Origin of the sequence: Streptomyces sp. NPDC058955, from assembly GCF_042741435.1 — a bacterium.
Lineage (GTDB): Bacteria > Actinomycetota > Actinomycetes > Streptomycetales > Streptomycetaceae > Streptomyces.
In genome coordinates this window covers 5356-20187 of the sequence record NZ_JBHYKM010000108.1, presented here as the reverse complement: position 1 = coordinate 20187, position 14832 = coordinate 5356, and the positions used below count along the sequence as shown (strand labels likewise).

13 protein-coding genes, 1 pseudogene and 1 riboswitch are annotated in these 14832 nt (G+C 72.7%); of the genes and pseudogenes, 4 read left to right on the top strand and 10 right to left on the bottom strand.

Annotated features, from left to right (window positions below; translation table 11 throughout):
* Positions 1–117 precede the first annotated feature (117 nt).
* Positions 118–759: a PadR family transcriptional regulator gene (locus ACFW1I_RS30545; RefSeq protein WP_384675978.1), complete on the bottom strand. Its 642-nt coding sequence runs from the start codon at positions 757–759 to the stop codon at positions 118–120.
* Positions 760–929: 170 nt separating this feature from the next.
* On the opposite strand from ACFW1I_RS30545, the gene ACFW1I_RS30540 reads away from it, so the two are divergent.
* Complete coding sequence (locus ACFW1I_RS30540; RefSeq protein ID WP_384675976.1) at positions 930–1739, top strand: PhzF family phenazine biosynthesis protein; 810 nt, start codon at positions 930–932, stop codon at positions 1737–1739.
* A gap of 77 nt (positions 1740–1816) precedes the next feature.
* On the opposite strand, the gene ACFW1I_RS30535 is transcribed toward ACFW1I_RS30540, so the two are convergent.
* Both ACFW1I_RS30535 and ACFW1I_RS30530 read right to left on the bottom strand, forming a co-directional pair.
* Positions 1817–2557 carry a CPBP family intramembrane glutamic endopeptidase gene (locus ACFW1I_RS30535; protein WP_384675998.1) on the bottom strand — a complete coding sequence of 247 codons (741 nt, stop codon included), beginning with the start codon at positions 2555–2557 and terminating at the stop codon, positions 1817–1819.
* Between the two features lie 174 nt (positions 2558–2731).
* Complete coding sequence (locus ACFW1I_RS30530; RefSeq protein ID WP_384675974.1) at positions 2732–4237, bottom strand: glutamate-cysteine ligase family protein; 1506 nt, start codon at positions 4235–4237, stop codon at positions 2732–2734.
* Positions 4238–4740: 503 nt separating this feature from the next.
* On the opposite strand from ACFW1I_RS30530, the gene ACFW1I_RS30525 reads away from it, so the two are divergent.
* A complete protein-coding gene (locus ACFW1I_RS30525) occupies positions 4741–5331 on the top strand; it encodes a hypothetical protein (RefSeq protein ID WP_384675972.1) in 591 nt (196 codons plus the stop codon).
* A 329-nt stretch (positions 5332–5660) separates the two neighbouring features.
* Positions 5661–5867, top strand: coding sequence for a DUF5999 family protein (locus ACFW1I_RS30520; protein WP_030492452.1), 207 nt, complete (start codon positions 5661–5663; stop codon positions 5865–5867).
* Positions 5868–5939: 72 nt separating this feature from the next.
* Here the strand turns inward: ACFW1I_RS30520 and gcvP are convergent, their stop codons facing one another.
* Complete coding sequence (gcvP, locus tag ACFW1I_RS30515) at positions 5940–8825, bottom strand: aminomethyl-transferring glycine dehydrogenase (RefSeq protein ID WP_384675969.1); 2886 nt, start codon at positions 8823–8825, stop codon at positions 5940–5942.
* 179 nt (positions 8826–9004) lie between these two features.
* Positions 9005–9103: riboswitch (glycine riboswitch) on the bottom strand.
* A gap of 113 nt (positions 9104–9216) precedes the next feature.
* On the opposite strand from gcvP, the gene ACFW1I_RS30510 reads away from it, so the two are divergent.
* Positions 9217–9588 (top strand): PRC-barrel domain-containing protein, encoded by a 372-nt coding sequence (locus tag ACFW1I_RS30510; RefSeq protein WP_031013252.1) that lies wholly within the window; start codon positions 9217–9219, stop codon positions 9586–9588.
* Positions 9589–9609: 21 nt separating this feature from the next.
* Here ACFW1I_RS30510 and ACFW1I_RS30505 read toward each other — a convergent pair whose 3' ends face one another.
* The 6 genes and pseudogenes from ACFW1I_RS30505 to ACFW1I_RS30480 form a co-directional block, all read right to left on the bottom strand.
* Positions 9610–11022, bottom strand: a complete 1413-nt coding sequence (locus ACFW1I_RS30505) for a DNA polymerase IV (protein ID WP_384675967.1) — start codon at positions 11020–11022, stop codon at positions 9610–9612.
* A gap of 73 nt (positions 11023–11095) precedes the next feature.
* Positions 11096–11713, bottom strand: a complete 618-nt coding sequence (locus tag ACFW1I_RS30500) for a MerR family transcriptional regulator (protein WP_384675965.1) — start codon at positions 11711–11713, stop codon at positions 11096–11098.
* Positions 11714–11913: 200 nt separating this feature from the next.
* Positions 11914–12381 (bottom strand): bifunctional nuclease family protein, encoded by a 468-nt coding sequence (locus ACFW1I_RS30495; RefSeq protein ID WP_030492457.1) that lies wholly within the window; start codon positions 12379–12381, stop codon positions 11914–11916.
* Between the two features lie 90 nt (positions 12382–12471).
* Positions 12472–13230 carry a MerR family transcriptional regulator gene (locus ACFW1I_RS30490; protein ID WP_384675962.1) on the bottom strand — a complete coding sequence of 253 codons (759 nt, stop codon included), beginning with the start codon at positions 13228–13230 and terminating at the stop codon, positions 12472–12474.
* Positions 13231–13262: 32 nt separating this feature from the next.
* Complete coding sequence (locus tag ACFW1I_RS30485; RefSeq protein ID WP_384675996.1) at positions 13263–14198, bottom strand: FHA domain-containing protein; 936 nt, start codon at positions 14196–14198, stop codon at positions 13263–13265.
* A gap of 81 nt (positions 14199–14279) precedes the next feature.
* A pseudogene (locus ACFW1I_RS30480) lies at positions 14280–14738 on the bottom strand (DUF881 domain-containing protein); the annotation flags it as partial.
* Positions 14739–14832 lie beyond the last annotated feature (94 nt).

Below are 14832 nucleotides of genomic sequence, written 5' to 3'. Positions count from 1 at the left end.
CGCTGTCTCTCGCCCCGCCCCCCCCGCGCTGGGGGGGGCGGGGCGCCCCCCGCCGCGGGCGGGCGCCCCGGGGGGGCGGCCCCCCCCGCGCGGCGCCCTTCGTCGTCCCGCCGCCGCTCAGTGCTCGTCGGCGAGGATGAGGTACAGCTTCTTCCGGGCCTCGTTGATGACCGCGACGGCCTTCTGCCGCTGCTCGGCGCTGCCGGTCTTCCAGACCTGCCCGAACGCCTCCATCAGACCGAAACCGGCCTGCCGGACCTCGTTCATCGCCTCCCAGTCGACACCGCGGCCGGCCTCCTCCCAGGGGGCCTCCGCACCGGCCTCGGCCTCCTCGCGCCCGGAGTCGGTGAGCGAGAAGAGCTTCTTGCCGCCCTCGCTCGCGCTGACGATCAGCCCCTCGTCCTCCAGCATCTGGAGGGTCGGATAGACCGAGCCGGGGCTGGGCTTCCAGGCCCCGCCGCTGCGCTCGCCGATCTCCTGGATCATCTCGTAGCCGTGCATCGGCCGGTCCTTGAGCAGCGCCAGGATCGAGGCGCGCACGTCACCGCGCCGCGCCCTCCCCCGGCCGCCGCCCCGGCCGCGCCCGAAGGGGCCGCCGCCGAAACCGGGCCCGCCGCCGAAACCGGGGCCGAAGGGCCCGAAGGCGGCACGCCGTCCCTCGAATTCGCCCCGCGGTCCGGGCCCGCAGTGTCCGCGCCCGGCACCGTGGCCGGGACCCTGACCGAACTCGTGTCCGTGGTCGTGTCCATGTGAACGCATCGCAACGCTCCTTCCGTGAGAATCCATCGTTGAACTGTCGCGATGCTTCAACGATATATCGGAAGTGTTCGGCGAGCAACCACCGACCGTCCGTCGCGGAGCGGTTCCGGGTCCAGTCGTCCCGGATTGGCCTTGGCCCGCCCTCTCCCGCCGCCGGTACGGTCCCGGTCATGCGCATCCGAATCGTCGACGCCTTCACCGACCGGCCCTTCTCCGGCAACCCCGCCGGAGTCCTCCTCCTCGACTCCTTCCCGGACGACACCTGGCTCCAGAAGGTCGCCGCCGAGGTCAACCTCTCCGAGACCGCCTTCGCGCACCCGCTGCCGGCCGGCGGCGAGGCCGACTGGGCGCTGCGCTGGTTCACCCCCACCACCGAGGTCGACATGTGCGGCCACGCCACCCTGGCCACCGCCCACGTCCTCCACTCCACCGGCGCGACGACCGGACCGGTCCGCTTCGCCACCCACTCGGGCGTGCTCGGCGCGGTCGCCGAGGCGGACGGCTCCATCACCATGGACTTCCCGACCGCCCCGCTCACCCCGGCCCCGGTCCCGGCCGGCCTGGCGGAGGCGCTCGGCGCCGAGATCCTCGCCGTCCACGACACCCCCGACCACATCGGCGACCTGGTGGTCGAGCTGCGCGACGAGGCCACCGTCCGCGGTCTCGTCCCCGACCTCGCCGCCCTCGTGGCGCACTCCTCCCGCGGCGTGATCGCGACCGCGCTCGCCGCCGACCCCGGGAACGGCTACCACTTCGTCTCCCGGGGCTTCTTACCCGGCGTCGGCATCCCCGAGGACCCGGTGACCGGCAGCGCCCACACCGCGCTCGCCCCGTACTGGTCCGCCCGCCTCGGCCGCGACGAGCTCACCGGCTTCCAGGGCGGAGCCCGCACGGGCCTGGTCCGCACCCGCCTGCGCGGCGACCGCACCCTGCTGACCGGCCACGCGGTGACGGTCATCGAGGGCGACCTGCACGCCTGAGGCACCCGCGCGCGACACCGGTACGACGAAGGGGGCGTACGGCACCGATGCCGTACGCCCCCTCCGGTCTCCCCCGCTCAGACGGTCGGCAGCCAGTCCACCTTCCCCGCCAGCAGCCCGTAGCCCACGAAGGCCACGATGTCGAGCAGCGCGTGGGCGACCACCAGCGGCCCCACCCGCCCCCACCGCCGGTAGAGCAGCACGAAGACGACGCCCATCACCAGGTTGCCGATGAAGCCGCCGATGCCCTGGTAGAGGTGGTACGAGCCGCGCAGCACCGAGCTCGCCAGCAGCGCGGCCATCGGCGACCAGCCCAACTGCCCCAGCCGGCGCAGCAGATAGCCGACGACGATGACCTCCTCCAGGACGGAGTTCTGGATCGCCGAGAGGATCAGGACGGGGTACTTCCACCACACGTCGGGCAGCGACTCGGGCACCACCGTCAGGTTGAAGCCCGAGGCCCGCGCCGCCAGGTAGAAGGCGAGGCCGGCGCTCCCGATGCCGGCCGCCACCAGCGCCCCGCGCCCCAGGTCCGGCCACGGCCGGGTCCGGTCGAAGCCGATGGCCCGCAGCCCGGCCCCCTCCCGCAGGAGCAGGTGCGCCACGAGCACCACCGGCACCAGGGCCGTCGCGATCCCGAAGAGCTGCCAGGTGAGGTCGAGCCAGGGGCGCCCGGGGGCGTACGAGCCGTTGAGGGTCGCGGCCTGCTCCTTGAGCGAGCCGGGCCGGGTCAGCGAGCCGACGAAGCTGATCAGCGAGGAGACCGCGCTCGCCCCGAGCGAGAGCGCGAGCACGATGAGCGTCTCGGAGCGCAGCATCCGCCGCGAGAGTCCGCCCGGGGGCGGGGCCGCGTCCACGACCCGTTGTTCCGACACCACGCCCGTCTCCCGTTCCCGTCGCGACCGCCGCGGGGACCCGCCTCGGCCCCCCGTACGACGATCATGCGCGACGGCACACCGGGAACGCCATCCAGGGCCGCCCGGGACCTTCCCTCACGCCCCCTCGGCCCCCACCGGCCAGGTGTGCACCGGCTCCCCCGCCAGCATCAGCTCCCGGTACCGCCGGGTCGTCGCCGCCAGCGCCGCCTCCCGGTCGAGACCGGACTCCAGGGCCCGGTGGAAGGTGTCGGCCTGCCAGGACGCGCCGTTCACCCGGCGCCGGCACCGCTGCTCGATCACGCCCAGGTAGAGGTCGCGGTCCGCCGGGTCGATGTGCCAGGCGTCCAGCCCCGCCGCGGCCAGCGGCAGCAGCTCGTCGAGGACGAGCCGCACGGCGGGCTGGGTGGCGATCCCGCCCGCGCGGCCGGGCCGGGGCCAACGCAGCTCCGCCTCGATGCCGTACCGGCAGGCGGCGTCGAAGTTGGCCTCGGCGTCCTCGAAGGCCATCCGCTTCCACAGCGGGCGCGGGTCGTCGGCGAGGGAGCGGACGAGCCCGTAGTAGAAGGCGGCGTTGGCCAGGACGTCGGTGACGGTGGGACCGGCGGGCAGCACCCGGTTCTCCACCCGCAGGTGCGGGACCCCGTCGACCCAGCCGTAGACCGGCCGGTTCCAGCGGTAGACGGTGCCGTTGTGCAGGACCAGCTCCTTGAGCTGCGGCACCCCGCCCTCGTCGAGGACGCGCAGCGGGTCCTCCTCGTCGCAGAGCGGCAGCAGCGAGGGGAAGTAGCGCACGTTCTCCTCGAAGAGGTCGTACACCGAGTCCACCCACCGCTCGCCGAACCAGGTGCGCGGCCGGACCCCCTGGGACTGGAGCTCGGGCGGACGGGTGTCGGTCGCCTGCGTGAAGAGCGGCGCGCGGGACTCCCGCCACACCTCGCGGCCGAAGACGAAGGGCGAGTTGGCGCCGAGGGCTATCTGCACGCCGGCCGCCGCCTGGGCGGCGTTCCAGACCGAGGAGAAGCGGGCCGGGGTGACCTGGAGGTGCAGCTGGACCGAGGTGCAGGCGGCCTCCGCGATGATCGACTCCGAGGCGTGCCGGAGCCGTTCGACGCCCTGGATGTCGAGGGTGATCTGCTCCCCGCGGGCGGTGAGGATCTGGTCGTTGAGCAGGGCGTAGCGGTCGGCCGAGGAAAGGTTCTCGAAGACGAGCTCACGCTGGGAGAGGGTCGGCAGAATGCCGATCATGACGACCCCGGCGTCGACTTCGGCCGCCTTGCGGTCGGCATAACCCAGTCCGGTTCTGAGCTCTTCCGCGAGCCGGTCGAAAACATGGCCGCCGAGCCGGCGCGGGGCGATGTTGAGTTCCAGGTTGAACATTCCGAGTTCGGTCTGGAAATCGGTGCTCGCGATCTTTTCGAGGACGGCTTCGTTGAGCATCCGCGGGAGTCCGTCCGGGCCGGCGAGATTGAGTTCGATCTCGACGCCCATGAGGTTCCGCGGGCGGTCGAAGCGCTGCTCCGCGAGGAGCCGGGCGAGCCCCGCCAGACACTGCTGGAGCTTGCGCCGGTAGCGCTGACGGTCGGCCGGGCCGAACCCGTCCGTCGCGACCTTCTCCCCCATCGAGGCGTCCCTCCCGCGGGCGGCCCCGGGCGGGCCGCGCGTACGGACGATGATGCCCACGCCACTGATCGACAACGCCTGCTTTTCCGGCCGCTCCGCGGATAGTCTGGTACGCACCTGTCGCCGCGTGCCTCTCCGCCTCCGGACCGGCCGACGACATATACCACTGTCATATCGGTCCGCCGGTGCGATCGGCCGGGCTTTCGGAATTCTGACGTCCGGCTTGCCGGAGAATGCGAGGACGGAGATCCTGTCTTCGCTCCGATTCCGCGCCGCGACCCGACGCATACGACCTGATGCCGCCTTGTCAGGAATATCGGCGGCGTCTAGCGGAAACAATCTGTGAACACGTGTCGTATAAACTCCGCGGACGAGGCAGAGCGCCGGCGACGGCCACGACCCATGGCCCCCCGCTCCGCCCCCGCCGCCGACAGCGCCGTCGAACCCACCCCGCAGCGCGAACCCGTATCCCCGTGTCTCCTGAGCGAGAGGCGACCCACACGATGCTCCGACCCTCCCCGGCCCCCGCGCCGGCCCTCCGCAGTGTCCTCGCGGCACTCGGCTCGCCCACGGCCGTACGCGAGGCCCGCACCCCGGCCCTGCGGGCCGCGCCGGGACCGCTGAGTCCCGAACTCCCGCTGCCCGTCCACGTGCTGAGGCTCTCCGGGACGCCGGGACAGGCGCCCGGCACCCGGCTCGTCGGCTGGCGCTTCCTGATCCGCAGCGGGGACCGGGCGATCGCGGCCGCGGACAGCATGCTCACCCCGGACGGCTGGTCCTTCTCGCACTTCTTCGAGGGACCGTACGTCGCCGCCACGGAGCGGGCCCTGGTCCAGGCGGAGGCGCTGCCCGGCACCTACCAGCCGCGGCTGCTCTCGGTGCCGGAGCTGTACATGCTGACGCTGTGGCTGCACGCCGAGCCGGACCCGGACGGCACGGAACCGGACGCGGCGGCCGCCGACGTCCTGGTGCCGCTCGCCCCGGCACCGCCCGGCATCGCCGCCAACCGCCCCTACCGGGTGGCCGATCTGCTGCCCGTGCTCAGTACGCGACTCGCGCCGCCGCCGCTGCTCGGCTCCGCGGCGCCCGCCTGATCCGCTCCGCGCGCACCGCCCCGTGACCCACCCGGGTCACGGGGCGCACTGCTGTCCGGAACCCCCGTCCGAACACCGTCACCGAACACCCTTCCCGGACGGACTAGCCCGCTCGGGCCACCCCGAACCACCCGAAAAGGCCGGGGTGTTGACGTGAACCGCCCCTGCGGGTGATGCGTCTTCCCAGGAGCGGACGAGCTGACGCGAAATACCTGCGGAAGACCGTCCGTGCGGCAAGACTGGGACCGGAACCGAACCGACCGACGGGGGCGGCCATGAGCGCGAAGAGCCGCAGGACAACCACCACGACGCAGCGAAAGAACCCACCCATGTGCCAGCACCAGCCTGCCTGTCCCACCGCCGACTCCGCCGACCGTGAGGCCGCCCGCCCGGTGGCCTGCCATCCGGAGCAGGGGTGGAGCCTGCTGTGCAACGGCGTCCTGCTCTTCGAGGACACCGGCGAACTGCTGCCGGACGGGCAGATCATCGCTCCGCACCGGCCGCTGACGACGGGCCGGGTGACGACGGCGGCCTGAGACACCGCTCGGGCGCAGCACGGAGGGCCGGCCCGGAGGAGACTCCGGACCGGCCCTCTGTCATGCCTGCGGTCAGTGGTCGTACTCGTCCAGCGGCGGGCAGGAGCAGACCAGGTTCCGGTCGCCGAAGGCGCCGTCGATGCGGCGGACCGGCGGCCAGTACTTGTCGGCGGCCGAGACGCCGGCCGGGAAGACCGCCACGTCACGGTCGTAGGCGTGGGCCCACTCGCCGCCGAGCGCGGCCGCGGTGTGCGGGGCGTTGCGCAGCGGGTTGTCCTCGGCCGGCCACTCGCCGGAGCCGACCTTCTCGATCTCGGCGCGGATCGCGATCATCGTGTCGCAGAAGCGGTCCAGCTCGGCCAGGTCCTCGGACTCGGTCGGCTCGATCATCAGCGTGCCGGCGACCGGGAAGGACATGGTCGGCGCGTGGAAGCCGTAGTCGATCAGGCGCTTGGCGATGTCGTCGACGGTGACGCCGGTCGCCTTGGTCAGCGGGCGCAGGTCGACGATGCACTCGTGGGCGACCAGGCCGGCCGGGCCGGTGTAGAGCACCGGGTAGTGCGGCTCCAGGCGCTTGGCGATGTAGTTCGCCGCGAGGACGGCGACCTGGGTGGCGCGCTTGAGGCCCTCGCCGCCCATCAGGCGGACGTACGTCCAGGAGATGGGCAGGATGCCGGCGGAGCCCCACGGGGCGGCCGAGATCGGGCCGACGCCGGTCTCCGGGCCCGCGGTGGGCTGGAGCGGGTGGTTCGGCAGGTACGGGGCGAGGTGCGCGCGCACGCCGACCGGGCCGACGCCCGGGCCGCCGCCGCCGTGCGGGATGCAGAAGGTCTTGTGCAGGTTGAGGTGCGAGACGTCGCCGCCGAAGTGGCCCGGCTTGGCGAGGCCGACCAGGGCGTTGAGGTTGGCGCCGTCGACGTACACCTGGCCGCCGGCCTCGTGCACGGCGGCACAGATGTCGGCGACGTGCTCCTCGAAGACGCCGTGCGTCGACGGGTAGGTGATCATGAGCACGGCGAGCTCGTCGCGGTGCTGCTCGATCTTGGCGCGCAGGTCCTCGACGTCGACCTCGCCGTCCTCGGCGGTCTTCACGACGACGACCCGCATGCCGGCCATCACGGCGGAGGCGGCGTTGGTGCCGTGCGCGGAGGACGGGATGAGGCAGACGGTGCGCTGCTCGTCGCCGTTGGCGCGGTGGTAGGCGCGGACCGCGAGGAGACCGGCCAGCTCGCCCTGCGAACCGGCGTTCGGCTGGATCGACACCTTGTCGTACCCGGTGACCTCGGCCAGACGCTCCTCCAGCTCGGTGATGAGCGTGACGTAGCCCTGGGCCTGCTCGATCGGCGCGAAGGGGTGGATCTGGCCGAACTCGGGCCAGGTCACCGGCTCCATCTCGGTGGTCGCGTTCAGCTTCATGGTGCAGGAGCCGAGCGGGATCATGCCGCGGTCGAGCGCGTAGTCGCGGTCCGCGAGGCGGCGCAGGTAGCGCAGCATGGCGGTCTCGGAGCGGTGCGCGTGGAAGACCGGGTGGGTCAGGTACGCGTCGGAGCGCAGCTGCGCGGCCGGGAGGGCGTCCTCGGTGGCGGCGTCCAGGGCCTCCACGCCGGCGGTGACGCCGAAGGCGGCCCAGACGGCGGCGAGCTGCTCGCGGCCGGTGGTCTCGTCGCAGGAGACGGAGACGTGGTCGGCGTCGACCCGGTACAGGTTGACGCCGGCCTCGCGGGCGACGGCGACGACGGCGTCGGCGCGGCCGGGCACGCGGGCGGTGACGGTGTCGAAGAAGGCGCCCTGGGTGAGCTCGACGCCCCCGGCGGTGAGGCCGGCGGCGAGGATCGCGGCGTACCGGTGGGTGCGCTGCGCGATCTGCTTCAGGCCGTCCGGGCCGTGGTAGACGGCGTACATGCCGGCCATGACGGCGAGGAGCACCTGGGCGGTGCAGATGTTGCTGGTGGCCTTCTCGCGGCGGATGTGCTGCTCGCGGGTCTGCAGGGCGAGGCGGTACGCCTTGTTGCCGTCGGCGTCGACGGAGACGCCGACCAGGCGGCCGGGCAGCGACCGGGCGTGCTTGTCCTGGACGGCCATGTAGCCGGCGTGCGGGCCGCCGAAGCCCATCGGCACGCCGAAGCGCTGGGTGGTGCCGACGGCGATGTCGGCGCCGAGCGAGCCGGGCGAGGCGAGCAGGGTGAGCGCGAGCAGGTCGGCGGCGACGGTGACGATCGCGCCGAGCTCGTGGGCGGCGTCGATCAGCGGCTTGATGTCGCGGACGGCGCCGGAGGCGCCCGGGTACTGGAGGAGCACGCCGAAGACGCCGCGCTCGGCGATCTCGGCGGGGATGCCGTCGGAGAGGTCGGCGACGACGACCTCGACACCCGTCGGCTCGGCGCGGGTCTCGATCACGGCGATGGTCTGCGGCAGCGCGTCGGCGTCGACCAGGAAGACGCCGTTCTTCACCTTGCCGACGCGGCGCGCGAGCGACATGGCCTCGGCGGCGGCGGTGCCCTCGTCGAGGAGGGAGGCGCCGGAGGTCGGCAGCCCGGTGAGGTCGGCGACCATCGTCTGGAAGTTGAGCAGCGCCTCCAGGCGGCCCTGCGAGATCTCCGGCTGGTAGGGCGTGTACGCCGTGTACCAGGCCGGGTTCTCCATGACGTTGCGGAGGATGACCGGCGGCGTGAAGGTGCCGTAGTAGCCGAGGCCGATCATCGGGGCCAGGACCTGGTTGCGACCGGCGAGGGTGCGCAGCTCGGCGAGGACCTCGGCCTCGGTGCGGGCGCCGGGGAGGTCCAGCGCCTCGGCGTTCTTGATGACGTCCGGCACCGCGGCGGCCGTCAGCTCGTCGAGCGAGGCGTACCCGACCTGGGCGAGCATCTTGGCCCGCGCCTCGGCGTCGGGTCCGATGTGCCGCTGCTCGAAGGGGATTCCCTGCTCGAGCTCGGAGAGCGGAGTGCGGTTGGCGGTCATGATGCGGGGGCCTCCTGGTCGTCACGACCTGCGAGGGGCACCACGGCGCGGGTGCCCGGACGGCCTCCCCCTCTGTCATCTCAACCTGAGAGCTTCACCGGCACGCCCGGGGGCACGCCGGCTTTCACCGTCGGTGAGAGCGGATGCCGTCGGCGTCCCGCCCTGCTTTCCAGAGTGACCTCGCCCGCGCGGTACCGGGTGCCTGAGAGATTCCGGGGAGGATTTGCTCCTTCGGCGCCCCCGGAATTTCATCCGGAGGACTCTCCCGCACGGTGTCGACAGCCACAGCCAGCCTACCAGCGCCGTTGTCGCTGTCATCGCTCAAGTGGCCGACATCGCAGTTGTGCACTTTCGTAGGGGTGTAGAGCAGTTGCGACCAGTTGGAGGGACCGTGCAGACCGACATCGATCCGCGCAGCCTGATCGGCCGCAAGGCGTTCGACCGGAACGGACACAAGATCGGAACCGTGGACGAGGTGTACCTGGACGACGCGACCGGCATCCCCGAGTGGGCGGCCGTCCGCACCGGACTGTTCAGCCGGGACGCCTTCGTCCCGCTGGAGCCGAGCGAGCTGGCCGACGACGGTCTGCACATCCCCTTCGAGCGCTCCCTCATCAAGGACGCCCCGGACTTCGGCGTGGGCCGGCACCTCTCCCCCGAGCAGGAGCTCCAGCTCTACCGCCACTACGAGCTGACGCTCCCGCCGCCGCCCGCGCAGATCCCGGACTTCGGCCGGCTCGCGGGCCAGGACGACGCCGCGTAGCCCCCTCCCCGCCGCCCGGGGTCACCCACCCGGGCGGACGCCCGGGGCGGCCCGCTCCGCCCCCGTCACCCCGCCGGGCACCAGCGGCAGCGGATCGGCCGGCTCCAGGTCGGGATCGTCCACCGAGAAGGTGCGCACCCGCCCCGGAGCCGTGCTGCCGGGCTCCTCGAAGCGGACGGTGACCCGCCCGAGCCCGCTGCCCTGCACCCAGCCCGCCCCGAGCACCGCGTGCCGCACGTCGTGCCCCGGCGCCCACCGCCGCGTCGCCGTCTCGGTGGCGGTCGGCGGCGCGTCGGGCGCCACGGGCGGCACGGCGCTCTCCGCGGGCTCCGCCGCCCCGCCCTCGGCGGCCTCCTCCGACGCCTCCGCCTGGGCGAACAGGTCCTCCTGCGTGTAGTCGGCGAGCCCGCTCACTCCGACCCCGAGCAGCCGCACCCCGCCCGTCGTGTCCACGAGTTCGAGCAGTCGCTCCGCCGCCTCCCGCACCACCAGCGGATCGTCCGTGGGCCCCCGCAGCGTCTCGGACCGGGTCAGCGTCGAGAAGTCGTACCGGCGCACCTTCAGCACGATCGTCCGCCCCGAGTGCCCCGAGCCCCGCAGCCGCGCCACGCACCGCTCCGCCAGCCGCTCCACCTCCAGCCGGATCCGCAGCCGGTCGTGCAGGTCGACGTCGAAGGTGTCCTCCACCGAGACCGACTTGGCGTCCCGCTCGGCCACCACCGGCCGGTCGTCGTGCCCCAGCGCCATCCGGTACAGCCCGGCCCCGTGCGACCGCCCCAGGATCCGTACGAGCTCGTCCTCGCCCGCCTCCACTACGTCGGCGACCGTCGTGATCCCGGCCCGCCTCAGATGGTCACCGGTGGCCGGACCCACCCCGGGGATGATCCGCACCGACCGGGGCGCGAGGAGCGCCCGCTCGGTGCCCGGCTCGAAGAGCACCAGTCCGTCCGGCTTCGCCTCCTCCGAGGCGATCTTGGCGAGCATCTTGGACCCGGCGAGCCCCACCGACCCGGTCAGCCCGGTCGTCGCCAGGATCTCGGCCCGCAACCGCTCCCCCACCGCCCGGGCGCTCGCGCTGTCGTCCGCGAGCCCCCCGGCCTCCAGGTCCACGAACGCCTCGTCCAGGCTGAGCGGCTCCACCAGCGGCGACAGCCGCCCCAGCAGCTCCATCACCTGACCGCTGATCGCCCGGTAGAAGGCGAACCGCGGCACCAGATACGCGGCGTTGGGCGCCAGCCGCCGCGCCTGCCCCATCGGCATCGCCGAGTGCACCCCGAAACGCCGCGCCTCGTACGACGCGGTGGCGACCACGCCCCGCGGCCCCAGCCCGCCCACCACCACCGGCTTGCCGCGCAGGCTCGGCTTCGACGCCTGCTCGGCGGCGGCGAAGAAGGCATCCATGTCCAGATGCAGAATCGTGGGGGCGGCTCTCACGTCTCCGATGCTGCCTCACGCCACTGACAATCGCCGGTACGGGCGGCCCGCCCGCACCGGCCGGAAGAAAACCTCAGACGGCCCGGTCGCGCCGGCGCCGCGCCAGCTCGTCCTGCGGGTTGTGCCGGACCAGCGTCTCGCCGGTGTCGACCCGCTCCCCGTGCAGCTGCGAGAGCGCCGACTCGACGTCCCGCCAGACCACCCCCACCGCGATGCCGAAGACGCCCTGCCCGCCCTGGAGCAGCGAGACGACCTCGTCGGGCGAGGAGCACTCGTAGACCGTCGCCCCGTCGCTCATCAGCGTCATCCGCTCCAGATCGCGGAAGCCGCGGGCGCGCAGGTGCTGCACGGCGGCCCGGATGTTCTGGAGGGCCACGCCCGTGTCGAGGAACCGCTTGACGATCTTCAGGACGACGACGTCCCGGAAGCTGTAGAGCCGCTGCGTCCCGGAGCCGTACGCGGGCCGCACGCTCGGCTCGACGAGCCCGGTGCGCGCCCAGTAGTCCAGCTGGCGGTAGGTGATGCCGGCAGCCGCGCAGGCCGTGGGACCGCGGTAGCCGATCGCCTCGTCCGCCACCCCGGCGCTCGTCTCCGTGCCGAAGTCGCCCACACTGCCGTGAAGCGGATACGGAGCGCTCTCCTCGGACACACGTCCGAGCGAGCTCCCTGCCGTACCGTCCGCGCTGCTCATCACGCCGACCCTCCGTCCTTGACCTGCCCACTCGAAGGTAGGCAGTCGCCAGGGGTGCGTCAACGATCGCCACACTCGGCACGCCGAGTGATAATCACCCGGAGAGTGGTTTCACGTATCCCCCTCCGGGGAAAGGCTACTCGAATGCGCCGACGGCGCCGCTCGAACGCCCCTTCACCACCGACTCCGGAACCCCCGGGTCACTGGCTCCCGAAGTCCTCGGGCGAGATCTGGTCGAGGAACTCGCGGAACTTCTCCACCTCGTCCTCCTGCTCGTCGGGGATCGCGATGCCGGCGTCGTCGAGGACGCCGTCGCTGCCGAAGATCGGCGAACCGGTCCGCAGGGCCAGGGCTATCGCGTCGGACGGCCGCGCGCTCACCTCCACACCGCTGGCGAAGACCAGCTCGGCGTAGAAGACCCCGTCCCGCAGATCCGTGATGCGGACCTGGGTGAGCTCCTGCCCCACCGCCTCCAGCACGTCCTTGAACAGGTCGTGCGTCAGCGGCCGGGGCGGCGCCATGCCCTGCTGGGCGAAGGCGATCGCGGTCGCCTCGCCGGGTCCGATCCAGATGGGGAGGTACCGGTCGCCTCCCACTTCGCGCAGGAGCACGATCGGCTGGTTGGAGGGCATTTCCACCCGGACACCCACAACGTCGAGCTCGTTCACACAGCAACCCTAGGACGTGCCCGACCGGTTTGGATAGTCGGGCCCCCGCTCAGGGCCCCCGCGACCCGGCGGCAAAGCCCTCCGGGGACGTCACTGGAGGCGGATCCCGAGCGCCGTCTGCACCAGCGCGGCGTGCAGCCGCACCGACAGCTGCGCCAGCTCGGCGGCCGTCTCCTCGGCATGTGCCCTGGTCTGCGGGTTGCGGTGGCGGCGCAGCGGCGCCACGACCTGCTCGATGAGCCCCGCCTCCCGGTCCGCCGACGCCTTCACGGCCCGCAGGTGCCGGGGTTCCAGCCCGAACCGCCCGAGATCGGCGACGATCCGCGCCACGTTCACGCTCTCCGCGTCGTAGCCGCCGCCCTCGCTCTCGCCGATCAGGCCGTACGACTCCCACTCCGCCAGTTCGGCCTCGGTGACCCCGGCCGCGGCGACCAGCTCGGCCCGGCCCAGGCGCATCACGCCCGGCCGCTCGCCCGCCGCCTCGTCCGAGGGGCCGTCGAGCAGGCCGTCCAGCAGGTCGCGGCGGCGTCCGGGCGCCGGGAGCCGCACCTGCTCGCCGCGGGCGAGGGCGTCGAGGTGCTCCCGGATGACCTTCAGCGGAAGGTAGTGGTCCCGCTGCATCCGCAGGACGGCGGCGAGCCGCTCCACGTCCTGCGGGCTGAACTTCCGGTACCCGGAGGCCGTACGGCGGGGCTCGACGAGCCCCTCGGCCTCCAGGAAGCGGATCTTGGAGATCGTCACTTCGGGAAACTCGTCCCGCAGCTGGTTCAGCACGGTGCCGATACTCACCAGCCGGTCACCCGCGGTGGCGGTGCCGGAACCGGCACCGCCCGTCGGTGTTCGCACCATGGACCTTTCCTGAAGGATCTCCGCCAGGCGTGTCAGACGCCTCGCTGGCTCGCGTAGAAGACCAGCCGGTACTTGCCGATCTGCACCTCGTCGCCGTTGTTGAGCACCACGTCGGAATCGATCGGCTCACGGTTGAGGTAGGTGCCGTTGAGGCTGCCCACGTCGGCGACGGTGAAGCTGCCGTCCTGGCGCCGGCGGAACTCGACGTGCCGCCGGGAGACCGTGAAGTCGTCCAGGAAGATGTCGCTCTGCGGGTGCCGGCCGGCCGTCGTCAGCTCGCCGTCCAGGAGGAAGCGGCTGCCCGAGTTCGGACCGCGGCGCACCACCAGGAGCGCGGAGCCGGGCGGCAGCGCCTCGACGGCCGCCAGGGCCTCGGGGGACAGCGCCGGCATCGCGATCTGACCGGTGGTCTCCGCGTCGTACGCCTCCAGACCCGAGATCGAGATCGTCGACGTCGTCTCGGAGGGACGCTCGGCGGCGATCCCGCCCCGCAGCGGCGTACCGCAGTGGGAGCAGAACCGGCTGTCCGCCGTATTGCGGTGACCGCACCTCGTACACACCGGCATGGACGCGTCCTCCTGCCGCGGCTGCCCCGCGGAGGTCTGGGTCGCGTACGGATCGGGGTTGAACCCTCCACCCGTACTTGAGGTTGATGGTTCACCGAAACCTATGCGCGCGGCACCGGCGGGGTCAACAGACGACGCGCCCGGCGCGCCCGGAATGTCGCCACCGACCTCGTCACGGAAGAGCGGGCGCTCGCCGCCCTGCTCCTCGCTCTGGGCATGGCGCGGCGCGCGGTGCCTGGCGTTGCCGCCGTCCTCGCGTGCGCTCTTGCCGAACAACTTCGCAAACAACTTCACGGGCGATTCCCCTTGACCGAAACAGACCCGCCCGTGGGGCAGGACGAACCGAGATCCATCACACCTGCCGACCCGGACACCTTCACAACGTCCGTATCCTCCGGACAGTTTCCACCACGCACCACCGTTGTGGTGCGCCGACCCCCCGCAACGCTCCAGCCCATGTCGCGGGACCCCTCGCCCCCTCTCTCACTGGGAGGACGACCGAGCGTAGTCAGGCCGCTTCGCGGGTCGCAAGGCATCGACGACGATCTTCGCCGACCGCTCCACCGTGGCCGTGGCCTGCTCCTTCTCGAGGGTCTGCACGACTCCACCGGGGATGTTGAGCGCGGGCTCGAGATCCTCGGGCTTGCCGATGACCTTGAAGACGTACGGAGCGGTCACCTGCGTTCCATCGATCCGCATGTCATCACCGCCACCGGTGAAATAGCTGTCCGCGACGACACGTACGCCGTCGACCTGGATCGCCTCGGCACCGGCCGCCCGCAGCTCCTGGATGGCGTCGAGCAGCATGTCGGACTCGACCGCGCCGACCGGGTCGGTCACCGTCAGCGTGATGCCCGGCCCCTCGGCGGCCACCGTGCCGGCCAGGATCCCGAGCTGCCGCTCCTTCTCCTGCGTCTGCCGGCGGGCCTCCTCGGCCTGGGGGGGGGTGGGGACCAAACGCCCCCCCCCGGGGGCCCCCCCCGCGCGGGGCTGCCCCCCGCGCGGGGGGGCGGGGGGGGGGGCGGAGGGGGAGACT